23 protein-coding genes and 1 tRNA gene are annotated in these 25,035 nt (G+C 71.2%); 10 read left to right on the top strand and 14 right to left on the bottom strand.

Translation table 11 applies throughout. The features are described 5' to 3' along the window. Positions 1-264: 264 nt before the first annotated feature. Positions 265-870 (bottom strand): DUF2017 domain-containing protein, encoded by a 606-nt coding sequence (locus tag ACZ49J_RS33440; RefSeq protein WP_467450375.1) that lies wholly within the window; start codon positions 868-870, stop codon positions 265-267. A 122-nt stretch (positions 871-992) separates the two neighbouring features. Then, positions 993-1,310, bottom strand: coding sequence for an ATP-dependent Clp protease adapter ClpS (gene clpS, locus ACZ49J_RS33435; protein ID WP_467450374.1), 318 nt, complete (start codon positions 1,308-1,310; stop codon positions 993-995). Between the two features lie 225 nt (positions 1,311-1,535). On the opposite strand from clpS, the gene ACZ49J_RS33430 reads away from it, so the two are divergent. Together ACZ49J_RS33430 and ACZ49J_RS33425 are read left to right on the top strand one after the other, a co-directional pair. Continuing rightward, positions 1,536-2,864, top strand: coding sequence for a nicotinate phosphoribosyltransferase (locus ACZ49J_RS33430; protein WP_467450373.1), 1,329 nt, complete (start codon positions 1,536-1,538; stop codon positions 2,862-2,864). Positions 2,865-3,129: 265 nt separating this feature from the next. Next, positions 3,130-3,714: a nicotinamidase gene (locus ACZ49J_RS33425; protein ID WP_467450372.1), complete on the top strand. Its 585-nt coding sequence runs from the start codon at positions 3,130-3,132 to the stop codon at positions 3,712-3,714. A gap of 246 nt (positions 3,715-3,960) precedes the next feature. On the opposite strand, the gene ACZ49J_RS33420 is transcribed toward ACZ49J_RS33425, so the two are convergent. Both ACZ49J_RS33420 and ACZ49J_RS33415 read right to left on the bottom strand, forming a co-directional pair. Beyond that, entirely contained in the window at positions 3,961-4,299 is a 339-nt protein-coding gene (locus ACZ49J_RS33420) for a hypothetical protein (RefSeq protein ID WP_467450371.1), read from the bottom strand. A gap of 121 nt (positions 4,300-4,420) precedes the next feature. Next, the gene (locus ACZ49J_RS33415; protein ID WP_467450369.1) at positions 4,421-6,772 is read right to left on the bottom strand and encodes an immune inhibitor A domain-containing protein; all 2,352 of its coding nucleotides are present in this window, start codon (positions 6,770-6,772) and stop codon (positions 4,421-4,423) included. Between the two features lie 439 nt (positions 6,773-7,211). Here ACZ49J_RS33415 and ACZ49J_RS33410 point away from each other — a divergent pair, with 439 nt between their 5' ends. Further along, positions 7,212-7,538 (top strand): hypothetical protein, encoded by a 327-nt coding sequence (locus ACZ49J_RS33410; protein ID WP_467450368.1) that lies wholly within the window; start codon positions 7,212-7,214, stop codon positions 7,536-7,538. Between the two features lie 95 nt (positions 7,539-7,633). On the opposite strand, the gene ACZ49J_RS33405 is transcribed toward ACZ49J_RS33410, so the two are convergent. After that, positions 7,634-8,254, bottom strand: a complete 621-nt coding sequence (locus tag ACZ49J_RS33405) for an RDD family protein (RefSeq protein WP_467450365.1) — start codon at positions 8,252-8,254, stop codon at positions 7,634-7,636. A 261-nt stretch (positions 8,255-8,515) separates the two neighbouring features. Then, entirely contained in the window at positions 8,516-10,072 is a 1,557-nt protein-coding gene (locus ACZ49J_RS33400; RefSeq protein WP_467450364.1) for an RDD family protein, read from the bottom strand. A 498-nt stretch (positions 10,073-10,570) separates the two neighbouring features. Between ACZ49J_RS33400 and ACZ49J_RS33395 the strand changes: the two genes are divergently transcribed. After that, positions 10,571-11,047 (top strand): SsgA family sporulation/cell division regulator, encoded by a 477-nt coding sequence (locus tag ACZ49J_RS33395; RefSeq protein WP_467450363.1) that lies wholly within the window; start codon positions 10,571-10,573, stop codon positions 11,045-11,047. A 65-nt stretch (positions 11,048-11,112) separates the two neighbouring features. Here the strand turns inward: ACZ49J_RS33395 and ACZ49J_RS33390 are convergent, their stop codons facing one another. Further along, the gene (locus ACZ49J_RS33390) at positions 11,113-12,528 is read right to left on the bottom strand and encodes an FAD-binding oxidoreductase (protein WP_467450362.1); all 1,416 of its coding nucleotides are present in this window, start codon (positions 12,526-12,528) and stop codon (positions 11,113-11,115) included. Between the two features lie 93 nt (positions 12,529-12,621). On the opposite strand from ACZ49J_RS33390, the gene ACZ49J_RS33385 reads away from it, so the two are divergent. Beyond that, positions 12,622-14,103, top strand: coding sequence for a tetratricopeptide repeat protein (locus ACZ49J_RS33385; RefSeq protein WP_467450361.1), 1,482 nt, complete (start codon positions 12,622-12,624; stop codon positions 14,101-14,103). A 113-nt stretch (positions 14,104-14,216) separates the two neighbouring features. On the opposite strand, the gene hppD is transcribed toward ACZ49J_RS33385, so the two are convergent. Then, the gene (gene hppD, locus ACZ49J_RS33380; protein WP_467450360.1) at positions 14,217-15,362 is read right to left on the bottom strand and encodes a 4-hydroxyphenylpyruvate dioxygenase; all 1,146 of its coding nucleotides are present in this window, start codon (positions 15,360-15,362) and stop codon (positions 14,217-14,219) included. Positions 15,363-15,485: 123 nt separating this feature from the next. Between hppD and ACZ49J_RS33375 the strand changes: the two genes are divergently transcribed. The 3 genes from ACZ49J_RS33375 to ACZ49J_RS33365 all read left to right on the top strand — a co-directional run bounded on the left by ACZ49J_RS33375 (position 15,486) and on the right by ACZ49J_RS33365 (position 16,819). Continuing rightward, on the top strand, positions 15,486-15,965 hold the full coding sequence (locus ACZ49J_RS33375; protein ID WP_467450358.1) for an Lrp/AsnC family transcriptional regulator: 480 nt from the start codon (positions 15,486-15,488) through the stop codon (positions 15,963-15,965). A gap of 69 nt (positions 15,966-16,034) precedes the next feature. Beyond that, a complete protein-coding gene (locus tag ACZ49J_RS33370) occupies positions 16,035-16,619 on the top strand; it encodes an ArsR/SmtB family transcription factor (RefSeq protein ID WP_467450357.1) in 585 nt (194 codons plus the stop codon). 11 nt (positions 16,620-16,630) lie between these two features. Further along, the gene (locus ACZ49J_RS33365; protein ID WP_467450356.1) at positions 16,631-16,819 is read left to right on the top strand and encodes a hypothetical protein; all 189 of its coding nucleotides are present in this window, start codon (positions 16,631-16,633) and stop codon (positions 16,817-16,819) included. Here the strand turns inward: ACZ49J_RS33365 and ACZ49J_RS33360 are convergent. The 4 genes from ACZ49J_RS33360 to ACZ49J_RS33345 all read right to left on the bottom strand — a co-directional run bounded on the left by ACZ49J_RS33360 (position 16,816) and on the right by ACZ49J_RS33345 (position 22,204). Continuing rightward, positions 16,816-17,616 carry a S16 family serine protease gene (locus tag ACZ49J_RS33360; protein WP_467450354.1) on the bottom strand — a complete coding sequence of 267 codons (801 nt, stop codon included), beginning with the start codon at positions 17,614-17,616 and terminating at the stop codon, positions 16,816-16,818. The two genes, ACZ49J_RS33365 and ACZ49J_RS33360, sit on opposite strands and share 4 nt — an antisense overlap. 87 nt (positions 17,617-17,703) lie before the next feature. Then, positions 17,704-18,345 carry a helix-turn-helix domain-containing protein gene (locus ACZ49J_RS33355; protein WP_322723916.1) on the bottom strand — a complete coding sequence of 214 codons (642 nt, stop codon included), beginning with the start codon at positions 18,343-18,345 and terminating at the stop codon, positions 17,704-17,706. 407 nt (positions 18,346-18,752) lie between these two features. Then, entirely contained in the window at positions 18,753-20,555 is a 1,803-nt protein-coding gene (locus tag ACZ49J_RS33350) for a DEAD/DEAH box helicase (protein WP_467450353.1), read from the bottom strand. Between the two features lie 191 nt (positions 20,556-20,746). Further along, on the bottom strand, positions 20,747-22,204 hold the full coding sequence (locus ACZ49J_RS33345) for an MFS transporter (RefSeq protein ID WP_467450351.1): 1,458 nt from the start codon (positions 22,202-22,204) through the stop codon (positions 20,747-20,749). 266 nt (positions 22,205-22,470) lie between these two features. Here ACZ49J_RS33345 and ACZ49J_RS33340 point away from each other — a divergent pair. Further along, positions 22,471-22,544, top strand: a tRNA-Cys gene (locus tag ACZ49J_RS33340). 56 nt (positions 22,545-22,600) lie between these two features. On the opposite strand, the gene ACZ49J_RS33335 is transcribed toward ACZ49J_RS33340, so the two are convergent. Continuing rightward, positions 22,601-22,951 carry a MerR family transcriptional regulator gene (locus ACZ49J_RS33335; protein ID WP_467450350.1) on the bottom strand — a complete coding sequence of 117 codons (351 nt, stop codon included), beginning with the start codon at positions 22,949-22,951 and terminating at the stop codon, positions 22,601-22,603. Positions 22,952-23,012: 61 nt separating this feature from the next. On the opposite strand from ACZ49J_RS33335, the gene ACZ49J_RS33330 reads away from it, so the two are divergent. Beyond that, positions 23,013-23,579: an RBBP9/YdeN family alpha/beta hydrolase gene (locus ACZ49J_RS33330; RefSeq protein ID WP_467450349.1), complete on the top strand. Its 567-nt coding sequence runs from the start codon at positions 23,013-23,015 to the stop codon at positions 23,577-23,579. Here ACZ49J_RS33330 and ACZ49J_RS33325 read toward each other — a convergent pair. Continuing rightward, positions 23,576-24,793 (bottom strand): SUKH-4 family immunity protein, encoded by a 1,218-nt coding sequence (locus ACZ49J_RS33325; protein WP_467450347.1) that lies wholly within the window; start codon positions 24,791-24,793, stop codon positions 23,576-23,578. The genes ACZ49J_RS33330 and ACZ49J_RS33325 overlap by 4 nt on opposite strands. Positions 24,794-25,035 lie beyond the last annotated feature (242 nt).

Here is a 25,035-nt window from a genome sequence, read left to right as displayed (position 1 = left end):
GCGTCGGCGAACGGTCAGGGCGTCAGGGCGCAGGAGCGCCAAGACGCCAGAGCGCCAGGGAGGCAGGACAGCGGAGCGCAAGACGCCAGACCGCAGACCGCAGACCGCAGACCGCCGGACCGCCAAACCGCCAAACCGCCAAAGCACAGGACGCCGGAGCACCAGACGCCAGGGCACCAGGACGCCAGAACAGCAAGCCCTCAGTGCACCGGGACGCCAGAGCACCAAGACCTCCAGCGCACAAAACCGCCAGCGCACCACAAGTCAGGGCATCAGCGTCTGCACGAGCGTCTCCTGGAGGCCGCCCAGCCACAGGTACGCCATCACCATCGGCTTGCGCGGGTCCTCGTCCGGCAGCCGGTAGAGGATGTCGGTGTCCTCCTCGTCGGTGACGTCGAGCCGGGAGCCGATGGCCAGACGCAGGTCGTTGAGGCAGCCGATCCACTGGCGGGAGTCCTCGGGCGTGAGCTCCAGCACGGCGCCGCCGTCACCGGCGGTGGTCAGCCGGTCCAGGGAGCGGATCACCGCGAGGGCGTTCTCGCGCTTGCCGGCGCGCAGGTCGTTCTCGGTGAAGCGGCGGAACTCCGCCGAGTACTGGCGCTGTTCCTCGGCCTCCTCGGGCGAGGCGGGCTCGCCGCCGGGTCCGCCGTAGGCGTCGGGGAAGAGGCGCTGGAGCACGGGGTCGTTGGGGGGCTCGCTCGGCCCGTCGGTGAACAGCTCGGCGAGCGGGTCGTCCGGGGCGTCCTCGGCGGGGCCGGGGCCGATCAGCTCCAGGAGCTGTACGGCCAGCGAGCGGATGATGGAGATCTCGACCGCGTCGAGCGCGACGGCCGCGCCGCCGCCGGAGGTCGGTTCGAAGTGTCCTGGCATGGAGTGGGTTCGCTGCTTCCGGCCGGGCTGGAGGTGTGCTGTCTTGTCCCCGGGGAGCACCGGACGGGGCGCCGACGCCGGGGTACCGCTTCGTGCTGTGCTGTCGCGTGCGGTCCTGGCCGCTACTTGCGGTCCTGCTGAAGGGTGGCCCACAGACCGTATCCGTGCATGGCCTGTACGTCGCGTTCCATCTCCTCGCGCGTCCCGCTGGAGACCACCGCACGGCCCTTGTGGTGCACGTCAAGCATGAGCTTGGTGGCCTTGTCCTTGGAGTAACCGAAGTACGCCTGGAAGACATAGGTCACATAGCTCATGAGGTTGACCGGGTCGTTGTGGACGATCGTCACCCAGGGGACATCGGGTTCGGGGACGGCGAAGGCCTCCTCCGCCGACTCGGTCTTTTCGATCTCTAGGGGTGCGGGAGCCGTCACACGGCCCATGCTGCCACCACAAGGGGGTACCCGCACAAACGGACCCCGGAAATCGTCACTCTGACGATTTCCGAGTACGATCGTCCTCGGAGCCGTATGGATCGTTGACCGGGGGGACTCCGCGTCCGATCGCCGCCGCGCGAACGGACCGCCCCTGACATGGAACGCGGGGGGACCACCCCCCGAGGAAACAGGCGGGGGCCATCCCCGCCGACGCAGGCGAGGAGAACTCTGGTGGGCGTAGCGGATCTGGGGCTTCCGGTGGACGTGCCCTCGACGGCGCTCTTCACGGACCAGTACGAGCTGACGATGCTGGAGGCCGCGCTCGCGGCGGGCACGGCCGGCCGGCGCTCGGTGTTCGAGGTCTTCACCCGGAGGCTGCCCGAGGGGCGGCGGTACGGCGTCGTGGGCGGCACGGGGCGCGTGCTGGACGCGGTGGAGAACTTCCGTTTCGACGCGGACGTGCTGCGCTTCCTGCGTGAGCGCGGGATCGTCGGCGAACCGACACTCGAATGGCTGGACTCGTACCGCTTCAGCGGCGACATCTGGGGCTATCCGGAGGGCGAGGTGTACTTCCCGGGCTCGCCCATCCTGCGGGTGGAGGGTTCCTTCGCGGAGTGCGTGCTGCTGGAGACCGTGATCCTCTCGGTCCTCAACCACGACTCCGCGATCGCGGCGGCCGCGTCCCGGATGTCCTCCGCCGCCGGGGACCGGCCGCTGATCGAGATGGGCGCCCGGCGCACCCACGAGCTGGCGGCGGTGGCGGCGTCCCGGGCGGCGTACGTCGGCGGCTTCACGTCCACGTCCGACCTCGCGGCCGGCTTCCGGTACAACATCCCGACCGTGGGCACCTCCGCGCACGCCTTCACCCTGCTCCACGACCGCGAGCGGGACGCCTTCAAGGCGCAGGTGAACTCGCTCGGACGGGGTACCACGTTGCTCGTGGACACCTACGACGTCGCCGAGGCGGTCCGTACGGCGGTGGAGGTCGCCGGGCCGGAGCTCGGGGCCGTCCGTATCGACTCCGGCGACCTGCTCCTGGTCGCGCACCGGGTGCGGCAGCAGCTGGACGAGCTGGGGGCGACCCGGACGAAGATCGTCGTGACCTCGGACCTCGACGAGTACGCGATCGCCTCGCTGGCGGCGGCGCCCGTGGACGCGTACGGCGTGGGCACCCAGCTGGTGACGGGTTCCGGCCATCCGACGTGCTCGATGGTCTACAAGCTCGTCGCCCGCGCCACGTCCGCGGACCCCGGGGCTCCGCTCGCCCCCGTGGCGAAGAAGTCGACCGGCGGCAAGACGTCCATCGGGGGCCGGAAGTGGGCGGCGCGGCGACGGGACGAGCACGGGGTGGCGGAGGCCGAGGTGATCGGCACCGGTGCCGTGCCGGAGGAGCTGGAGGACCGGCTCCTGCAGGTCCAGCTGGTCAAGGGCGGCCAGGTCGTCGGCCGTGAGCCCCTGGACGTCGTACGGGACCGGCACGTGGCCGCCCGTGCGAACCTGCCGATGTCGGCGACACAGCTGTCCCGGGGGGAGGCGGTCATTCCGACGGAATACGTGTGACGCGCCGCCCAGGACGCCTGCTGGGGGCGTGTATCGGCCACCGCGTCGCGCGCCCCCGTGCGACCGTGCGTGGACGCGAGCCGTGCGGGCATGCTCCCGCAGCGCGCCCCGCGCACGGATCCGCCATGCTGTGCCCCCTCCCGCCCCGTGCCCGAAGTCTCTAGGCTCGGTATTTCATCGCGATTCGTGACGCGCCACCGACGCGTGCTCCATGATTCGCAGGCCGGGCCCGCCCCCCCATCCTCATAGTCGAAGGACACCGACCATGCGCCGCGCCTTGATCGTCGTAGACGTGCAGAACGACTTCTGCGAGGGGGGCAGCCTCGCGGTCGCCGGGGGTGCCGATGTGGCCGCCGCGATCACGGAGCTGATCGGGCAGGCCCCCGCCGGTTACCGCCACGTCGTGGCGACCCGCGACCATCACATCGCCCCCGGTGGCCACTTCGCCGACAACCCCGACTACGTGCACTCCTGGCCAGCCCACTGCGTGGCCGGCACGGAGGGGGTGGGTTTCCACCCGAACTTCGCCCCGGCGGTCGCCTCCGGCGCGATCGACGCGGTGTTCGACAAGGGTGCGTACGCCGCCGCGTACAGCGGTTTCGAGGGCGCCGACGAGAACGGCGTCTCCCTCGCGGAGTGGCTGCGCGCCCGCGGGATCGAGGAGGTGGACGTGGTGGGTATCGCCACGGACCACTGCGTGCGGGCCACCGCGCTGGATGCCGCGCGGGAGGGGTTCCGGACCCATGTGCTGCTCGATCTCACGGCGGGTGTCTCCGAGGAGACGACGCAGAAGGCGCTGGAGGAGTTGCGGGAGGCGGGGGTGGAGCTGTCGGGGAAGCCGGTGGTCTGAGCGGCCGGGGGAGCCTGCGCGGATTGGTTTCGCCCCCGCCGCCCCTACCCGCCCCATCCCAGGGGCTCCGCCCCTTCGACCCCGCCGGCGCTCCGCCCCGGACCCCGTTTCGGGGGCCGGCCCCCGGACCCCCGCTCCTCACACGCCGGAGGGGCTTGTTTTGTACGGCGGCGCACCCTGTAAGGGGCGCGGGGAACTGCGCGACCAGCCACAACGAACCCGCAGCCAACGACGAACCCGCAGCCCCTACCTCCGTACCGCAGGGCGCCTCAGCAACGACCTGATCGGCCGCCACAGCTCCGGCGGTGTCACCACGTCGGTGTGCGTGCGCCATACGAGCCCGTCCGGGTGGTGCAGCACCGCTGTGATCTCGTCCGGCGTCGGGGGCGCCGCGTTCCCCCGGAGGTACACCGCTCGCATGCCGAGGTTGCGGAGCCGGGTGAGGGCCCGGGTGCGGTTCGCCGCGTGGACCAGGATGCGGACCGAGGCGGCATCCCGGCCGTCGTCCGGAGACGTGGGTGTGGGCAGGTTCAGCGCCACCACAACCGTGCCGTTCGGCAGCTTGCAGAAACCTCCTGCGGCCATGAAATCACACCCCCGTGCGAGTCAGTGTCAATAAGAAAACCACAGCACGCACCTAAACACGATCGGCCGCGACCCGCCAAGGGGTCGCGGCCGATACGTCTGTGACCTGCGGATATGTGGATTACTTCACCGCGGGGCCCACCTGGAGCGAGATCGTCGAGCCGTCCTTGGCCTCCTTGACGATCTTGATCTTGGTGTTGGTGTCAGTGATCTTGACACCACCCGTGGGGTTCGTCTCGTCGTAGTACGTGTTGGCGTGGTCGTTGAACGTCGACACGCCCTTCTTCGAGACGATCTTCGTCGCGACGCCCGCCTTGTGCAGCGTGATGCCGTCCGTGCGGTACAGGCTGAACGGCGAGTCGTAGGACTGGACGCGGTTGCGCATCAGCGTGCCGTCGGACCACTTCAGCGCCTGCGGGTGGGCGTCGACCGGCAGGACCAGGCCGACACCCGGGTGGACGCTGGTGTTGTTGTCCGCCTGCGAGGTGTCCCACTTCCAGATCAGCAGACCGTTCTGGTACGGGTAGTGCTCGACCCAGTCCGGACGCGTCGTCGAGAAGCCGAAGTTGTACGGGCCGACCTTCAACGTCTTGTCGTACGACACGTACTGGCGGTTCTCGGCGATGTAGTACTGCGCGTAGTCGTCCGTGATGGACGCCCCGATGCGCGAGAAGCCCTTGGCGGTCCAGGCCGCGTCCGCGGTCTCGGCGTTGTCCGTGAAGAGGGCCGAGCCGTCCGCGGTCACGGTGATGGAGTCGGCCGCGAAGCCCTTCTGGGCCACGCCGCCGTCGGTGGCGTAACGGAAGCGCAGGTCGATCTTCTTGCCCGCGTAGGCGTCGAGCGGGTAGACGAGCTTCTTGTACGCGCCCGACGTGCCGTCCAGCGCCGGCTTGTTGCTGCCGTCACGGCTGATGGCCGCGCCGTCCGCCGTGCCGTCGACGGCCGTCCAGTTGGCGCCGCCGTCGGTCGACACCTCGGTGTAGAGGTAGTCGTAGCCGGCCTCGATGTCCCACCAGCCGTCGAGCGTCAGGGAGGCGGAGGACTTGCCCGTGAGGTCCACGGAACGGGTCAGCGTCTGCGAGAGGTTGTCGCCGCTGCCGCTCCACCACTGCGTCGAGCCCTGGGCGGGCTCCACGATCTCGGTGGTGACCTTCTTCTTGGGCAGCTCGACCACGAGGGCCTGCTTGTCCCACGTGTTGTACTCGGCGACACCCAGCTTGTGCGTGGACTGCTTGCCGGCCTTGGCCGTGTCGTAGTTGAGCCAGCCGAGCTGCAGCTTGTCCCAGGCGGTCATGTCGCCGGGCAGGTCGCCGATCTCGTTCTTGCCGGTGCCGAGCCAGGATCCGGACGACATCAGCGTCCAGAAGCCGGTGGAGTTCTCGCCGCCGTTGGTGTCGTAGTGGTCCGGCAGGCCGAGGTCGTGGCCGTACTCGTGGGCGAAGACGCCGAGTCCGCCGTTCTCCGGCTGGATGGTGTAGTCGCCGACCCAGATGCCGGTGTCGCCGATCTTCGCGCCGCCGAGCTTGTTGTTCTCGGGGCCGGTGGCACCCGCGTCCGTGCCGAACGCGTACCAGCGGTGGGCCCAGATCGCGTCCTCGCCCTGCGCGCCGCCGCCGGCCGACTCGTCCTCACCGGCGTGCACGATCTGGAAGTGGTCGATGTAGCCGTCGGACTCGTTGAAGTCGCCGTCGCCGTCGAAGTCGTAGCGGTCCCACTGGTCGAACTCCGCCACGTCCGCCTTGATCTCGGCGTCGGTCCGCCCAGCCGCCTTCTGCTGGGCGACCCACGCGTTGAGGCCGTCGCTGACGACGTTCCACACGCTGTTGCACGTGGACTGGCCGCAGGCGTTGTTGCCGTAACGGGCCTCGTTGAAGGGGACCTTGACCCAGTCCGAGACCTCGCCCTCGACCGAGTAGCGGCCCGAGGACTGCTTCTCGTAGTACTTCTTCATCGACTCGGTCTTGTTGCCGGTGCCGAAGTACAGGTCCTGGAAGTGCTTCTGGTTGTAGTCCGCCTTCCAGGCCGTGCTGTTGTCGTTGGCGCGGTCGGGCTTGGCTATCTGGTTGTGCAGCGGGCCGGGGGTGCCGCCGTACCGGCTGTCGATCTGGTCGCCGAACTCGACGAGGATCGTGAAGATCTTGTCGGTCTTCTCGCGGCCGAGCTCGACGTACTTGCTGTCACCCTTCTTGCTCTTCAGCCGCACGACCTGCGATCCGTCACGGTTCTTGACCGTGGCGTCGCCGGATATGACCTGCTTGAGGGCTTCTTCGCGCTGGGCCGCCTGCGTCTTGCTCAGCGGGCCTTCGAGGTCGTGGTCGTGGTCGGTACGGTCCGCCGGGTCACGGCGGTCCACCGTCGCCGCGGGCGCGCCGTCGTCGGCCTGCGCCACCGCGAAAGTCGAGAACGTCGCGGCCGTCGCGGCGAACGCGACACCGATCGCCGCAGCTCTGAACGTCCAGGGTCTACTGGTCACTTGAGGTCCTCCCCCGCGCCCGTTTCGCGCGGAGGAGGGTCCTTGGTCCTGGGGTGTCCGCGCGCGGTATACGCGTGTAGTCAAGTGACGCCATTCGACCGGAGTTTCGAGAGAAAAAACAGACCTTGACTTGCACAGAACAACTGACTATACGGAGCCGTCGTCCGCTATGCGGACGTCATGTGCCCGCCGAACCGGCGCGTGGCAGTGTCCACTTGGCGGACTCCATGACTCCGTGCGCCCCCTGTGCACCGGCACCGTTAATCAGGTCACGCTTACCCGTCGTTCCGCTCGGGCAGCCTGGCGAATAGAGTCGATTGGTGGAACGCCCGGAATCGGCGGAATGCCAAGCCGACCCCCAAGCTCCCCCTTTGATTCGTATCCGCAGACTCCCCAACGTGAGAGGCACGGGGAGACCCCACCCGAGGACACGATTGACATGCCTCGTCCGACGACCGCACAGCTCGCCTACGGCTCCTGCACCGTGATCCTGTCCACCCTCGCCATGCTGCTGCTGTCGCAGACGAGTTCGGGTGTGGCGATCGCGGTGATCGCCGTCTCGGCACTCGCGCTCGGGCTGCTCGTCGCGATGACCGTGCCGTTGCCGAAGAAGACACCGGCCGCCACCACGGCGCCCGCGGGCGCGCACCGGGTTCCGGTGACGCAGCCCGCGGAGCAGTATGTTCCGGCCGCGCGCGAGCGGGCCTCCCTGTCCGTTCCCGTCTCCGCCGGTTCCGAGCCGGTACGTGAGCCGGCGGGCCCGTGAGTCACGGACCCGCCGCTCGCCGGCACCCGCCCCTGAGTACGCCTCAGTCCTGACGGCCTCCGCGCGACCATGGCCGTTCGCGCCCCACCCGGCGGTCAAGCGGTGCTGACCACCACCGTTTTGGCCGCCTTGTCGTGGAGTCCCTGCTTGTAGGGCTTGTCGAAGACAGTCAGGACGCCCACGATGACGGTCCAGACGCAGGCGCAGCAGAACGCGAACGGGATCCACAGGACGGCCGCGCGCAGCAGCGAGTTCTGCACACTGGGCGTGGAGCCGTCGTCGAGGTTCGCCGTGCGCAGCTTCATCAGCTGCTTGCCGGGGGTCTGGCCGTTCCTGGCCGTGAAGTAGGTGTCGTACGCCATGAGCAGCACGACGGCGATGGCGCTCGTGCCCAGGGAGTCGTCGTACGCGGTGTCGTCCGCGCCCGCGGTGAACCGGACGAGGCCGAACGCCCAGCTCAGCAGCAGCACCACGGCGAGCACGACGATCATGTCGATGACACGGGCGAGCACGCGCCTGCCGCTGTCGGCGAGCGGGGGCATCCCGGCGAGCGGGTCCGTGCCGTACGGGCCCCCGCCGAACGGGTCACCCGCGTAGGGCGGGGGTTCACGCCCGTACGGGGAGTCGTAGGGCGAACCCGACGGAGGCGGGGGCTCCTTCCGGAACTGGTCGTCCGGCGACTGACCGGAGCCGGGGGGCGGCGGTTCGGTACTCATGGCCCGAGTCGACCGCGAACCCTGCGGGTCCGCATCCGGCGCGGGTCCGTCCGGGGTATGGCGCCCGGGATATGGCGTCAGGGGTACGGCGTCCGGGATACAGCGTCCGGTGCGGCTGAGCGGGTTTGCGCCTGTCCGGCTCGCGGCCGGCCGCTGCACGGGCGCGTACGGCCGGCCGCCCTGCGTGCGCGTGCAGCGGCCGGGCGGCCCGCTCCGGTGATCCGGTCCCGGCCAACCCGGTCCCGGCCGGCCCGGTCCGGGCTAGCCCGCCACGAACGTGTGGGACGCCTTGTCGTGCCAGCACTGGTGCCAGGGGCGGTCGAACACGCACCACAGGACGCCGACGACGCCGATGCCGAGCAGGCCCGGGACGCTGTAGACGAGCCAGCGGCGCAGGGCCAGGCCGAAGGTCGGGGGCTCGTGGCCCTCGATGTCGCGGACCTCCAGGCCGAGCAGCTTCTTGCCGAGGGTGCGGCCCCACTTGGCGGTGGGCAGCGCCTCGTAGAGGACGCCGAAGACCAGCAGCACGCCGAGGATGATGCCGAAGTAGACCGAGGTCGTGCCGTCGAGCAACCAGACGGTGACGGTCTCGCCGGACAGCTTGGCCGCGTCGATCTTCTCGCTGATGTGGTCGATCGCCTTGGTGCCGAGCGGCACGGCGACCGCGCTGGTGACGGCGAGGACGACGAGCGTGTCCAGCAGCCGGGCGGTCAGCCGCTTGCCGAGCCCCGCCGGACGGGCCGCGGCCTGGGCGCGCGCGGCGGCCTGGAACGGGTCCTCGTTGACCGGCTTCCACGGCGCGACGCGCTGCTCCCCGTCCGCGCCCGCCAGCCGGCCCACCTGCTGCGCCCAGGAGGGCTGTCCGCCGCCGGGCCCCGGACTGAGGGGTGTCGGGGCGGGCGCGGCCTGCTGCGGGAAGGAGCCGGGCTGCGCGGGAGCGGGGGCGGGCGGCTGCCCCTGCGGCTGGGCCGCAGGGGCTGGGGCGGACGCGGCGGCCGGGGCCGCGGTCCTGGGGCTCTGGCCGGGGCCCTGCTGGGGGCCCTGCTGCGGGATCTGCTGAGGGCTCTGGCGGGGAGCTGACGGGGTTTCTGGAGTCGCCTGGGGGCTGAGACCCAGCGCCTGCTGCGCGGCGGCCTGAGCGCTCGTCCTCGGGGCGCCGTAGGACGGGCCGGTGTCCTCGTCGGTGCGCGCGAGGGGTGACCGGAACGTCATGGTGCCCTCGACCTCCGCGGGCTCCGCGTTGGCGTTCGCGCCGGCGTTCGCGTTGGCGTTGGCGTTGGCGTTCGCGCGGCGGAAGACCATGGTGCCGTCCGGGGCCTCCTCGTCCGCCGACGGGACCGTCGCCGAACCGTCGGACCGGGCCGCCTGGTCGCCCGGCGTCCGCGGAGCCGCGGTGCGCTGCGAGCCCCAGGAGACACGGCCCTGATCGCGGCCGAAACCGGACTGCCGGGAGCGGTCGGCGCCCCACGCGGACGCGGGCTCGGGCCTGCTGCCGTGCTGGGCCTCGGCCGGAGACGGCCTGTCCGGCTCCTCGGCGGGCGCGGGCGGCGCGGCCGACGCGGGCGGCTCCGGCTCTTCGGGCGCGGCGGGTTCCGGGTCCTCGTCGAAGAAGTGCGGGCCCGTCTCCTCCAGGGAGGCCGGGGTGGCGGGCGCCGCGCCGGGTGCCGCGAGCGGTTCGCCGTCGGAGGGCGCCGGACGGCTCGTCCCCGGCACCCAGGAGGCACCGTTCCAGTAACGGACATATCCAGGAATGGACGGGTCCGGGTAATACCCTTCGCGGGGCCTGTCGTCACCGGGGGCCGGGGTTGGGGCGCTCATGTCCGTCGTCCCGTATCTGCTCGGGGGTTGGTTGGGGGCATCAACATCTACCAGACGTCCGCGACGGTCACCGCCGCTCCCGCCGGACCCACCCCTTTCGAGCACGGTTCTGCTACGGAGCGGTGGGGGTTCGGTGGGTGGGGCTGGGGCCGGGGCCGGGTTTTGTCTCACCCCCGCCGCCCCTACCCGTCCCATCCCCGGGGGCTCCGCCCCGGACCCCGCTCCTCAAACTCCCCCAGCTACCGCTGGGAGGTGCCCCCAAGGGGCTGATTTTCCCCCGGCCGGGGCTTGGTCTTTCAGCCCGTCCGGCGTTTGAGGACGAGGCCGAGGGCCGACAAGCGGGGGTCTGGGGGCGCAGCCCCCAGGGACGGGACGGGTAGGGGCGGCGGGGGCGAAAAAAGTTCCGCAAGTCGCGTAATGCTCCGGCCCCCGCCCCCTCTCCCTCCGTACGGGCCGGTCTCAGGCCCCGGAGAAACCCCTCGGAGAGGAATCCGCACCATGCAACCCACCGTGGTGGAACGAGAACTGGAACTGCAGCTCGTGCTGTCGCCGGAGCGCAGCGTCCCCGTGCGGGCGAGACTCGGGTACCGCAGCGACGACCCGTACGCCGTCCACGTCACCTTCCACGTCGACTCCGACCAGCCCGTCCACTGGACGTTCGCGCGGGAACTGCTGATCGAGGGCGTGTTCCGCCCGTGCGGGCACGGTGACGTACGGGTGTGGCCGACGAAGGCGCAGGGCCGCACCGTCGTGCTGATGGCGCTGAGCTCGCCCGGCGGCGACGCGCTCCTCGAAGCACCGGCCGCGCAGGTGTCGGCCTGGCTGGAGCGCACCCTGCGCGCCGTGCCCCCGGGCACCGAGATCGAGCGGCTCCACATCGACGACGGCCTGGCCGAACTGCTCGCCCCGACCCCCGCCGACGACCTGTGGCTGATGGACCACTGGCCGTCGGACGAGTCGATGGACGGTGAGTGATGGACGGTGAGTGACCTGGGAGCGAGACGCGGCGTGCGGCAGGAGCGGCACGTGCGGCCGTGTGGTCAGAACAGCTTGCCGGGGTTGAGGATGCCCAGAGGGTCGAAGACCGCCTTGACCGCCCGTTGCATCTCCAGCCCCACCGGGCCGATCTCGCGGGCCAGCCACTCCTTCTTCAGGATGCCCACCCCGTGCTCGCCGGTGATCGTGCCGCCGAGTTCCAGGCCGAGGGCCATGATCTCGTCGAAGGACTCGCGGGCGCGCCGCGCCTCGTCGGGGTCGGCCGCGTCGAAGCAGACGGTGGGGTGGGTGTTGCCGTCGCCGGCGTGGGCGCAGACGCCGATCGTGAGGTCGTACTTCTCGGCGATGCGGTCGACGCCTTCGAGCAGGTCGCCGAGCCGGGAGCGGGGCACGCACACGTCGTCGATCATCGTGGTGCCCTTGACCGCTTCGAGTGCGGTGAGCGAGAGCCGCCGTGCCTGGAGCAGGAGTTCCGACTCGGCCGCGTCGTCCGCCGGGACGACCTGTGAGGCGCCCGCGGCCTCGCAGAGGCCACCGACGGCGGCGAGGTCGGCGGCGGGGTCCGGGGTGTCGAAGGCGGCGAGGAGGAGCGCCTCGGTGGTCTCCGGCAGCCCCATGTTGGCGATGGCGTTGACGGCCCTCACCGTCGTACGGTCCATCAGTTCGAGGAGCGACGGCACGTGCCCGCCCTCCATGATCCGGCACACGGCGTCGCACGCGGCGGAGGCGGAGGGGAACTCCGCCGCGAGCACCAGTTGCTGGGGCGGCTGGGGCCTGAGGGCCAGGACGGCGCGTACGACGATGCCGAGGGAGCCCTCCGAGCCGACGAAGAGCCGGGTGAGGTCGTACCCCGCGACACCCTTCGCGGTGCGGCGGCCGGTGGACATCAGCCGGCCGTCGGCCAGGACCACGTCGAGGCCGAGCACGTACTCGGCCGTCACCCCGTACTTCACGCAGCACAGGCCGCCGGAGGCCGTGCCGATGTTGCCGCCGATGGTGCACATCTCCCAGCTGGAGGGGTCCGGCGGGTAGGAGAGGCCGTGCTCGTTCACCGCGCGGGAGAGCGTGGCGTTGACGACCCCCGGTTCGACGACGGCGATCCGGTCGACCGGGTTGATCTCCAGGATGCGGTCCATCTTGGTCAGGGACAGCACGACGCAGCCCTCGGAGGCGTTGGCGCCGCCCGACAGGCCGGTGCGGGCGCCCTGCGGGACGACGGGGACGCGCAGCTCGGTGGCGGTGCGCATCACGTGCTGAACCTGCTCGACGGTGCGTGGCAGGACGACGACGGCCGGGGTGCCCGCCTCGCAGAAGCTCGCCATGTCGTGTCCGTACGAGGCCGTGACGTCCGGGTCGGTGAGGACCGCCTCGGCCGGCAGTCCGGCGAGCAGTCGGTCCAGGAGGGTGCCGGTCGTCACCGTGTTCTCGGCGCTCGGGGCTTCGCTACGGCTCATGATCACAGGTTCGCACCGGACGGCCATCGGTGTGAACCCGTCGGCGAGGGCCTTTCGGGTGCCACTTCGTGGTCTTCGTACCGTCGCACAGTAAGCGGCATGGAGAGCGAAGAGCGGCGGTCCCGGGCGACCGGCCGGAGGATGCGGCGTGCACTGGGCTGGACGATGGCCGCGGGTGCCGTGCTCGGCGGTGTGCTGATGGTGCTGCCGGACGGGGAAGGGAAGCCGCCGGTGGCGCCCGCGCCGGGACCCGAGGCGCGGGCCCGGGCGGCCGTGGCGGCCGGGGTGCCCGCCACGCTGCCCGATCTGGCCCGGCTGATCGGTGACCGCGAGCGCCGGCTGCGCAGGAGTCCGGAGGACGGGCGGTCGTGGGCGGTGCTCGGCGCTGCGTACGTGGAGCGGGGGCGCCGTACCGGAGCGACCGCGGACTTCCCGAGGGCCGAGCGGGCGCTGCGCACCTCGCTGAAGGTCCGTCCGAGCCACAACGTGGAGGCGTACGACGGACTCGCCGCGCTGGCGACCGCGCGGCACGACTTCCGGGCTGCCCTGCGGTGGAGCGAGCGGGCCGTACGGGTGGCGCCCCAGCGCTGGACGGCGTACCCGCTGCTGATCGACGCGTACGACGGCGTCGGCGACTACAGGTCCGCCCGCGTGACTCTGGACCGGCTGCTCGCCCTGCGGTCCCGCATCGAGGTGACGGCGCCCGCGGTGACGGCGCGGGCGGCCCGGGTGTACTGGGACCAGGGCCGCCGCGAGGACGCGGCCGCGGCGCTGTCGGAGGCCATCGCGCGCGCGGAGGGTCCCGCCGAGCGGGCCGCGTACCTGGTGCAGGCGGGCGAGCTGGCGTGGCAGCGCGGCGACGTGGAGGAGTCCCTCGGCTACGGGACGGCCGCCCTGCACGCCGACCCCGGCGAGCCCGCCGCCATGGCCGGGCGGGCCCGCGCGCTGGCCGCTCTGGGCCGCACGTCGGCGGCGGTACGCGCGTACCGGTCGGCGCTGAAGAGGACGAGGTCACCGCAGTACGCCCTGGAGCTGGGCGAACTGTACGAGTCCCTGGGGCGTCAGGCCGAGGCCCGGGCGCAGTACCGCGCGGTGCGCGAGGCGGTACGCGCCGACACGGAGGCGGGGGTGAACCACGCCCTGTTCCTCGGTCTTTTCGAGGCGGAACACGGCGCCGCGGAGAAGGCGGTCGGCCTGCTGCGGGCCGAGTGGGAGCGGCAGCCGAGCCTCCGGACGGCGGACGCGCTGGGCTGGGCCCTGCACCGGGCCGGGGAGGACGAGGAGGCGCTCAGGTTCGCGACGCGGACGACCGACAGGGCCCACGGTGGGGAGGTCCGCAGCGCGCTGTACGCCTATCACCGGGGCGTGATCGAGTACGCGCTGGGGCTGCAGGGCCCGGCTCGCCGCCACCTGGCCGAGGCCTTGCGTCTCAACCCGTACTTCTCGCCGCTGCACGTGCCCGTGGCCAGGGAGGCGCTCGGGGAGCTGGGAGAGCCGTCGGAGAAGGGACCGGCGGAGCTGGAGAAGCGGGGCAGGCCCTCCCCCGGTGCGGTCCGGCGCTCGGGCGGGGCGTCCGCGTAGCTCGTGGTGTCCGGGCAGGGCGGCGGGGCCGCGTGGGACGGCGGGGCTGTGCGGCCCCCCGGCGTCAGTTCCGTGGGGCCGCGGCGGCAGCCCGGCCTGTAGCGGCGGCGCCGCTACAGGTTGCCCCGCTTGGCCTGCTCCCTCTCGATCGCTTCGAAGAGCGCCTTGAAGTTGCCCTTGCCGAATCCCATCGAACCGTGCCGTTCGATGATCTCGAAGAAGACCGTCGGGCGGTCCTGAACCGGCTTGGTGAAGATCTGGAGGAGGTAGCCGTCCTCGTCCCGGTCGGCCAGGATCTTCAGCTCGCGCAGGGTCTCCACGGGGACGCGGGTCTCGCCGACCCACTCGCCGAGGGTGTCGTAGTACGAGTCGGGGGTGTTGAGGAACTGGACGCCCGCCGCCCGCATCGTCCGTACCGTCCGCACGATGTCGTTGGTGTTGAGCGCGATGTGCTGGACGCCCGCGCCGCCGTAGAACTCCAGGTACTCGTCGATCTGGGACTTCTTCTTGGCGATGGCGGGCTCGTTGATCGGGAACTTGACCTTGAGGGTGCCGTCGGCGACGACCTTCGACATCAGGGCGCTGTACTCGGTGGCGATGTCGTCGCCCACGAACTCCTTCATGTTCGTGAAGCCCATGACCTTGTTGTAGAACTCCACCCACTCGTTCATGCGGCCGAGTTCGACGTTGCCGACGCAGTGGTCGATGGCCTGGAACGTGCGGTGGGCGGGCGGCTCGACGATCGGGTCGGCGGCCACGAAGCCGGGCAGGTACGGGCCGTCGTAGCCGGTGCGTTCGACGAGGGTGTGCCGGGTGGTGCCGTACGTGGCGATCGCGGCGAGGACGACCGTGCCGTGCTCGTCCTTCAGTTCGTACGGTTCGGCGACGGAGCGGGCGCCGTGCTCGATCGCGTAGGCGTAGGCGGCGCGCGCGTCCGGGACCTCGATGGCGAGGTCGACGACGCCGTCACCGTGCTCGGCCACATGCTCGGCGAGGAAGTGGCCCCACGTGGTGGCGGGCTTGATCACCGAGGTGAACACGAAGCGCGCGGAGCCGTTCTCGAGCACGTAGCTCGCGGTCTCGCGGCTGCCGTTCTCGGGTCCGGAGTAGGCCACCAGCCGCATGCCGAAGGCGGTGGAGTAGTAGTGGGCGGCCTGCTTGGCGTTGCCCACGGCGAACACGACCGCGTCCATTCCCTTGACCGGGAAGGGGTCGGCCTGCCGTGCGGTGTCGGGAGCGTGGTGTGTGGTCTGTGTCATAGGCGCAGGCTCTCTCCGCTGCGGCAAGGTGCGCAATAGTTTGCTGATTCGCTGGGCAATCTGTTCAGCGGGATGCCCGCTTCGGCGGATGCTCTGTACAGGGTGACCACCCGGGAGGCCCTCTTGGCGATCGATCATCTCGACGGGCGGATCATCGTGCTGCTGGCCCGCGAGCCGCGTATCGGGGTGCTGGAGATGTCCCGGCGCCTGGGGGTCGCGCGGGGGACGGTCCAGGCCCGGCTCGACCGGCTCCAGTCGAACGGGGTCATCCGGGGCTTCGGCCCGCAGGTGGACCCGGCCGCCCTCGGGTATCCGGTCACGGCGTTCGCGACGCTGCAGATCCGGCAGGGGCAGGGCGCGGACGTACGGGCCCATCTGGCGACCGTTCCGGAGGTACTGGAGCTGCACACCACGACCGGCAACGGGGACATGCTGTGCCGGCTCGTGGCCCGCTCGAACGCGGACCTCCAGCGGGTGATCGACCTCGTCGTCGGCTTCGACGGGATCGTCCGGGCCTCGACGGCGATCGTCATGGAGAACCCGGTTCCGTTGCGGGTGATCCCGCTGGTGGAGCAGGTGGCGGAGGATCGGGAGCGGAGGTAGGGCAGGCTCCAAAGGACCGCTGCAAAGAAATCCTTGCAAGGCTTTCTTTGCAAAGGTATCTTTGTATGCATGCCCGACCCGCAGGAACCACGGATCCACAAACTGGACGCCCGCTCACTGCGGGGCCTCGCGCACCCGCTGCGTATGCAGTTGCTGGACGCACTGCGCTTCGGCGGTCCCGCCACCGCATCCCAACTCGCCGAGAAACTGGGCGAGTCAAGCGGTGCGACCAGTTATCACCTGCGCCAACTCGCGACTCATGGCTTCGTTGAGGACGCCCCCGAGCGTGGGAAGGGTCGCGAGAGGTGGTGGAAAGCGGCCGTCCAGGGCCTGGAGTTCGACGAGGCCCTCCTCAAGGACACCAACTCCGCCGTACGCGGGGCCGCCGACCTGTACCTCCACGAGGTCGCCACCACTCAGACCCGTGAGTTGTCGACCTGGCTCGGCACCCGTGAGGACTGGTCCGACGAGTGGAACCGCAGCGCGGACATGAGCAGCATGACACTTCGCCTGAGCCCTGAGCTCACCCGCGAACTCGTCGGCAAGATGCACGCCCTCGTCGACAGCTACCGCGATCTGACCGCCGCGGAGGACGACCCCGAGGCGGAGACGGTCCGCGTCCAGACCCGCGCCTTCCCCATGAACCCCACCTGAGAGGCTCCCCGATGCACATCGAGACCCACCTCGCCTTACACCGCGCCCACCTCGCCGGCCTCCGAGCCGAGGCCGCCGCGTACCGGCTTGCCGCCACCGCCCGGAAGCCGCGCGACCTGCGCGCCCGTCTCGGCTGGACCCTCGTCGAGGTCGGACTCCGGCTCGCCTCCGCGCCCAGGGCGGTGGTGGCCGTTCGCTAACAGCTCGGGACCGTGCCCTTGCCCTTCTCCAGGGCCACCAGGGAGTTGACCGCGCCCTTCAGCGTCGTCACCGGGATCAGCCGCATGCCCTTCGGCAGCTCCGACTTCGCGTCGGAGCACTCGGCCGCCGGGACCAGGAAGACGGTCGCGCCGTCACGGTGCGCGGCCTGGGTCTTGAGGGCGACCCCGCCGACGGCACCGACCTTGCCGGCGGCGTTGATCGTCCCCGTACCGGCGATGACGCGGCCTCCCGTGAGGTCGCCACCGCTGCCGTCGCCGTCGAGCTTGTCGACGACACCGAGGGAGAACAGGAGGCCGGCGCTCGGGCCCCCCACATCGGAGAGTTTCAGGGTGACCTTGACGTCGTCGTCGGACTTGCCCAGATACGCGAGCGCCGCCTGGGTCGCCGTGTTCTGGGACTCCTTCATCTCCGCCACGTTGTGCTTCTCGATCTCCTTGACGTCGCCGCCGGTCGGGTAGACCGCGTCGCGCGGCATCACCGCCCGGTCCGTACGGAACCATCCGTCGACGACGTCGGCGAGGCTGACGTGTGCGTCGGGGCCGGTCGCCACGATCGTCGTCATCCGCAACTGCCCGCGCGTCTCACGGGTCGTCGCGCCGCTGATCGTGATCACCGGCTCGCCCTTGTTCGAGCCGAGCACGTTCGCCGTCATGCCGGGTTGCGCCACGGAGAACGGCAGCGGTGCGAACGCCGCCGTGCCGAGCAGGGCCACGACGGGCAGGGTGCAGACGGCGATGGCCTTGGGGCGCGACAGGCTGGAGAGGCGAGTGAACACGGGATCAATCTAACGCGCGGGTGACTTCCGGCCAGTCGGCGGTCGGCGGACGGCGGACGCCCGCCGACTCGGATCCATCAGCTCGGCTCAGCGCAACGCCTCGGCGACTTCCCTTGCGGCGTCGAGGACCCGCGGGCCCACGCGCTCCGGCACCGCGTCCGCGAGCATCACGACTCCGACGCTCCCCTCGACGCCGGTCACACCGAGCAGGGGTGCCGCGGCGCCGCTCGCGCCGGCCTCCAGTTCCCCGTGCGTGAGGGTGTAGCCGGGTCCGTCGAGCGGCTGCTGCCGGGCGGCGAGGATGGCCCGGCCCGCCGCACCCCGGTCCAGGGGGTGGCGGAACCCGGCGCGGTACGCCACGTGGTAGTCCGTCCACGTCGGCTCGACGACCGCGACGGCCAGCGCCTCCGTACCGTCGACGAGGGTGAGATGCGCGGTCGCGCCTATGTCCTCCGCGAGCGAACGCAGCGCGGGCAGCGCGGCCTCCCGGACCAGCGGGTGCACCTGGCGGCCCAGGCGGAGCACGCCGAGCCCGACGCGAGCCCTGCCGCCCAGGTCACGGCGGACGAGCGCGTGCTGTTCCAGGGTGGCGAGCAACCGGTACACAACGGTCCGGTTCACGCCCAGCTTGTGGGAGAGCTCGGTGACGGTCAGTCCGTGATCCGTGTCGGCGAGCAGCTTGAGGACGCGCAGTCCTCTGTCGAGCGTCTGGGAGGTCTCCGCGGTCACGACGCCCACTCCTTCGTGGTGAGGGCGGCGGCCCCCTCCGCGGCGGATGCGTCACCGGTCCCGTCGGCGACGCGCTTCAGTGGCCGCCGGTCGGCTGAACCCGGAGATGCTCCGGGTGGAGTCGCTTCACGGCTGCGCTCCGGGGCGGCGTTGCCACGGGGCGTATGCGTGTGGGGACAGTAGCGAGCCGGTTCGCTGAGCGGAAGCCTCCGTCCAGAATCCGGTCAGCAAGCGGTACGGACTACTCCCGTTTGCCCTGATAGGTACGGCGCGTGCAGCGCCCCGAAAGGAGCGCGGGGCTGCGTCAATGTGCGCCTCCACCGCGTGGGCGCGCCCAGCCATGGGCGACCCGCGGCCGAAGCACGACAGATGACCCCGGAAAACCGGCTCAGGCACAGCGGCCGGCGTCACCGCATCCGGGTGGCCCACTCCTGCACCTTGGCGATCCGCTGGCGCAGCTGCCCCGCCGTGGCCTCCGCGCTCGGCGGGCCGCCGCACACCCGGCGCACCTCGGTGTGGATCACGCCGTGCGGCTTGCCGCTCTGGTGGGAGTACGCGCCGACCAGGCTGTTGAGCTGCTTGCGCAGTTCCAGCAGCTCCTTGTGGGTGACGACGGGCCGCCGCTCGGCCGGCAGCTCCAGGAGGTCGGCCTCCGAGTCGGGCTTCTTGCGGCTGTGCGCGATCTGCCGTGCCTGCCGCTTCTGGAGGAGGAGCTCCACCTGGTCGGGCTCCAGCAGTCCCGGAATGCCCAGGTAGTCCTGCTCCTCCTCGCTGCCCGGGTGGGCCTGCATGCCGAAGTCGGCGCCGTTGTACGTCACCCGGTCGAACACGGCGTCGGACTCGAGGGCCTCGAAGGGCAGCATGTCCTGCTCGCCGGTGTCCTCGTCCTGCTGCTTCTCGGCCTCCTTGAGGAGCTTCTCCTCCTCGGCGTACGGGTCCTCCTCGCCGCCCTTCTTGGGCTTGTCGAGGACGTGGTCCCGTTCCCTCTCCATCTCGTTCGCGAACGAGAGCAGGTCGGGAACCGTCGGCAGGAACACCGAGGCCGTCTCGCCGCGCCGCCGGGACCGTACGAAACGGCCGACGGCCTGCGCGAAGAACAGCGGGGTGGAGATGGTGGTGGCGTACACGCCGACCGCGAGCCGGGGCACGTCGACACCCTCGGACACCATGCGGACGGCGACCATCCACCGGTCGGTGTTGTGGCTGAACTCGTCGATACGGTCCGAGGCTCCGGCGTCGTCGGAGAGGACGAGGGTCGCCGCGTGGCCGGTGATCTCCCTGATGAGCTTCGCGTACGCGCGCGCCGAGTCCTGGTCGGAGGCGATCACGAGGGCGCCGGCGTCCGGGATGGCCTTGCGGACCTCGGTCAGCCGGTGGTCGGCGGCCCGCAGCACGCTGGGCATCCACTCGCCGCGCGGGTCGAGGGCGGTGCGCCAGGCCTGGCTGATCGCGTCCTTGGTCATGGGCTCGCCGAGCCGCGCCGCGACCTCGTCGCCCGCCTTCGTCCGCCAGCGCATGTTGCCGCTGTAGGAGAGGAAGATGACGGGGCGGACGACGTGGTCGGCGAGCGCGTTCCCGTACCCGTACGTGTAGTCGGCGGCGGAGCGCCGGATGCCGTCGTTGCCCTCCTCGTACGTCACGAAGGGGATGGGGTTGGTGTCGGACCGGAACGGAGTACCGGTGAGCGCGAGCCGCCGCGTCGCGGGCTCGAACGCCTCCAGGCAGGCCTCGCCCCAGGACTTGCTGTCACCCGCGTGGTGGATCTCGTCGAGGATGACGAGGGTCTTGCGCTGCTCGACACGGTTGCGGTGCAGCATGGGCCGCACGCCCACGCCCGCGTACGTGACCGCGACCCCGTGGTACTCCTTGCCGAGCGGTCCCGCGCTGTACTCGGGGTCCAGCTTGATGCCTATGCGCGCCGCCGCCTCGGCCCACTGCTTCTTCAGGTGCTCGGTGGGCGCGACGACGGTCACCTGCTGCACGACGTGGTGGTGCAGCAGCCAGGAGGCGAGCGTCAGCGCGAAGGTCGTCTTGCCTGCACCGGGCGTCGCCACGGCCAGGAAGTCACGCGGCTGCTCCTGGATGTACTTCTCCATCGCCCCCTGCTGCCAGGCACGCAGCTTGCTGGCCGTACCCCACGGGGCACGACCGGGGAACGCGGGCGAGAGGTGATGCGAGTGCGAGGCAGTGCCGGCGGCGGTGGTACTCACGGTCTCCGGTGGTGGGTCGAGTGTGTGCCTGATGGTGTGGCTGGGCCACGAATGACAACCGGGCCACCATATCGGTGGCCCGGTCGGGTGAACGCGGGGACCGCGCCGGGTCGCCCGTGGATGGGACTCAGCTCACACCGCCGGGTGCCGTGGAAGAAGAGGTCCGTGTACGCCGTGGCACCAATCGCCGGTCACGCGGCCCGCAGCCGCGTCGTCACCCACGCCCCCACCAACGCCACCCCCGCCATCGGCAGGAACACCGCCGCGAACGCGGCCGGATGCGCGCCCGAGCCGGAGGCCTCCGTGGCCGTATGGGTGACCGTGCCGCCGCCGAGGGCCGCGAAGGCGGCGCCGCCCGCGGCGAGGAGGAGGGAGTTCGACAGGCCGTCGGAGATCTGCAGGGCGGCGGAGTTGGCGCCGGCCTCCTGCGGAGGGGAGAGCTGGAGCAGCAGGACGCTGCTGGAGGAGATCACCAGCCCCATGCCGAGGCAGCCGAACGCCCAGGCCACGGCCACGGTCCACACCGGCACCGCCTCGATCAGCACGCTCGGCGCCGTCGCGATCGCCGCGGCCACCAGCACCATGCCGGCCGTCATCAGCCGTTCCCGGTACGGCTCCACACGCGGCCGCGACTGCACCCACGACCCCAGCGCCCAGGTCGCCCCGCCCGCCGCCAGCGAGAACCCGGCGAGCGTCGGCGACAGACCCCTCTGGGTGACCAGCATCAACGGCACGAAGGACTCGGCCGCGACGAACGACCCGGCCGCGACCCCGCGCAACAGCACCACGGACGGCAGCCCGCGAGCCGCCCGATAGGTGCCGCGGGGCAACAGCCCGAGTACGGCGGGCACCAGCAGCGCGGTGCCCGCGAGGGCGGGTACCAGGGCGAGCCACCGCAGGTCCTGCGCGGCGTACTGCAACAGGCCCGCGCCCAGCGAGATCCCGAGGGCCAGGCGGATGCGGCGGCGGTCGAGCGGCGCCGGCTCGGTCCCCGCCGCCGGCCCGGCCGCCAGTCGCCGCACCTGCGGCAGCGCGAGCGCGAGCGGCAACACGACCAGCACGGGGATGCCGACGAACACCCAGCGCCAGCCGAGGTGTTCGGTCACCGCGCCCGCGCCCAGCGGCCCCACCACGGACGGCAGCACCCAACTCGCCGCGAACGCCGCCATGATCGCCGGCCGCAGCCGCTCCGGGTAGGCGCGCCCCACGACCACGTACAGCGCGACGATCACCAGTCCACCGCCGAGTCCCTGCACGGCCCGGCCGAGGATGAACAGCCACATCGCCCCCGCGGTCCCGGACAGCAGCAGCCCGGCCGCGAAGGCGCCGATCCCCGCCGTCAACGGCCCCAGCGGCCCACGCCGGTCCGACCACTGCCCGGCGAGCACCATCCCGAACAGGCTCGTCGTGAAGTACCCCGAGAACGCGAACGCGTACAGCGGGATCCCGTCCAGCTCCCGCGCCGCCACCGGCATCGCCGTGCCCACGGCCGTCGCCTCGAAGGCGATCAGCAGCACGACGGAGACGATGCCGATGCTGAGGGCACGGTACGGCCTGCGCAGCACACCAGCGCCGTCGGCTTCAGAGAGGGCGGGCATGGCGTCGGCGACGTCCGCGTCACGCGGTTCCAGAGGTTCCAGGGTGGCCATGGTCGCCAGCGTAAGGGGCACCGCCGACATTGGCTCCTGTCAAAAGGAGTCACCCGCCTGGGACCTTGGTCGTAGGACCACGCCTCTCGTTCATGAACGGCGTATGGCAGTCCCGTTGCGGCGCGGCCGGTTCCCTTGAGCACGACGACGAGCACGGCCTAGGGTCGGTGTACCGAGTTCGGAACGCGCAGTTTGTCCCGCTGCTTCAACCATCCCGCCTGCTCCAACTGCTCCAACTGCTCCAACTGCTCCAACTGCTCCACCACAGCCGTGTGCCCGAGTGGTCAGGGACTCGCCTGCAAAGCGAGTTACGCCGGTTCGAATCCGGTCGCGGCTTCCACACAGGCGTCGCGGTCGGCCACTGGCGGGTGGTCCGGCCGTGACGTCGTCGGCGCCTCACACCTCCGGCGCGAGGACGCTCAACCGTCGCCGCTTCTCCCGGAGTTCGGCCTGTTCGGCGTCGAGACGCCGGGCCAGGGCGTCCAGTTCGGCCCGCAGGCCGGGGCACATCTCGAGGGACGTGCCGTGGTCGCCGTCGCGAGCGCAGTCGAGGTACCGGCGGATGAGCGAGGTGCCCAGACCGGCGGAGATCATCGCCCTGATCCGGGCCACTCGGACGACATCTGACTCGGAGTAGTCCCGGTACCCACTGCTGTCGCGGGCCGGGAGCAGCAGTCCCTGGTCCTCGTAGTGCCGTAGCGCTCGTGCGCTCACGCCGGTCAGTTCGGCGAGTTCGCTGATCAGCACCGCCGGCTCCTCTCCGCTGGCTTGACCTTCACGCTGACGTCAACCCCTACCGTCCTGTGGCATGACCACCGGAACAACTCATCGGCGTGCCTCGATCATCCACGGTTACGGCGCGTCCCCTGAAGATCACTGGTTCGGCTGGCTCGCCGGTCGACTCGGCGCGAACGGCATCCCGACGACCGTCCCGGCTCTTCCGAACTCACAGGACCCGGACCCCGCCCGGTGGGCGGAGGCCGTACGCACCGGCCTGGGGGCCCTCGACGAGCACTCGATCGTCGTGGCGCACAGCCTGGGCTGTCTGACCGTGCTGCGCCACCTGCGGTCGCTTCCGGCTCCCTGGCACCTCGGCACCCTCGTGCTGGTCTCCGGATTCGTCGATCCCCTGCCCGCCCTTCCGGAACTGGACTCCTACATCGCGGACGGCTGTGACGTGGAGGGGCTCGGCAACCGCGTCGGGCGACTGAGGATCTTCAGGTCCGACACGGACCCGTACGTCCCGCTCGGGCACACCGACCGTCTCGCCGGGCTGCTCGGAGTCTCCCCCGAGGTGGTCCCGGGGGCCGGCCACTTCCTCGCCTCGGACGGTGTCACGTCACTGCCCGAAGTCCTGGAAGCCATCACGTCCTAGGCGTACAGCGTGCCGCTTGTCCGGTCCTCGAATATCTCCGGCCAGTAGCGCCAGCCGTCGTCGTCGGGGGCCGTGGGGGTGCGGTCGCAGGCGATGGGGTCGACCGTGGCGAGGGTTTCCGTCATCGTGGCGGCCAGTTGCGTGTAGGAGGCCGTGAAGTCGTACTCGGCGTCCAGGGCCTTCTCGCGGTGGATGAGCCAGACGGTGAACGCGAGGGTGGAGATGTCCGCGTTCAGGGGGCGGAGCGTGCGGTCGCGCTCGCTCCAGCACAGGATCGCGCCCGTGGTGCCGTCGACGACGAGGCTCGTCTCCTCCAGCAGCTGGCCGAGACGGACCAAACGGTCCGCGTCCGCCGGCAGTTCGGCGGCCGCGACGTGGCCGGGGCGCTCCTCCGCGTAGTACTCGGGGAGGGTCGGCAGCGCCACCTCGGTGTCCAGCTGGAACATGAAGCCGTCCTCGGGGAGGCCGACCTCCTTGAGGAAGCGGCGCGTCGGCTCGTGCACGAGGGTGGCGGGGAAGTCCACCTCCTCGAAGCGCATGATCTCGCCCGCGCCGAACTCCTCGTCCAGCAGACGCGGAGGGAGGGAGAGGGCGAGTCCGTCACCCGGCCCCGCGATGCGGGCGAGGGGGCGGATCAGGGCGGCCATCCGCCAGTACGGAGCCAGCCGGGTCAGATCCGGCGCCTCGTCCGCCGCGGTGTCCGCGGCGAGCAGTTCGGTCAGGTGAGAGGTCAGCTGCGAGGTCATCGCCGCCACCGGCTTCGGGCCCACGCGGCCCTCGAACGTCGCGAACCGGCCCCGGCACTCGACGAGTTCCTCCGTGGCCTCCGCGAACCGCAGCAGCGCCTCCAGCGACGGGGCGAGCGGGGAGAGGTCCATCAGCCCCGGGGCGGGGTGGAAGGACGTCGTCGAGATCTCGCCCGTCGCGCCGTCCAGGACGATCGACTCCAGGTCCCTGTCCAGGGTGCGCAGTGACCCGATCACCAGCTGGTCCCGCAGCTCCTGCGCGAGCAACCCCGCGTCGGCGACCAGCTCGGCCACCCTCCGCAGCCCGGCCCCCTCGCGCAGCGGGCCGAATCCCAGCAGCGCGCTGCCGTGCGGCACTCCGGGGTCCGTCAGCCACCGCCGCGTGTCCGCGTGCGTGACGTACGGGCCCATCTCCTCGCCGGTCAGCGTGATCGTCCCGCTGCCCACCGTAGTCGTACTCGTGCTCATGGCTCCCCCAGCACCTGTGCTTCACGTCGTGCTTCCCCCAGCCGGGAACGCCCGCACCAGCGGCGCGGCCATCCCCCACTGACCAAGAACCTTACGCGTCCCCACTGACAACGGCCGCAATCCGCACCGTGGGCCACGGTGCGCGGGTGCCGCGTGCTCCGGGCGCCTAGGACCTGTCGTTTGGATCATGCCTGGGCCGCGGGGCTTGGCACGCACATCTGCGGCGTTGTCGTCGGTTGCCA

The organism is Streptomyces sp. NPDC030840 (assembly GCF_055572015.1).
The sequence above is the reverse complement of the archived record's forward strand: the minus strand, read 5'-3'. Positions and strand labels throughout refer to the sequence as shown.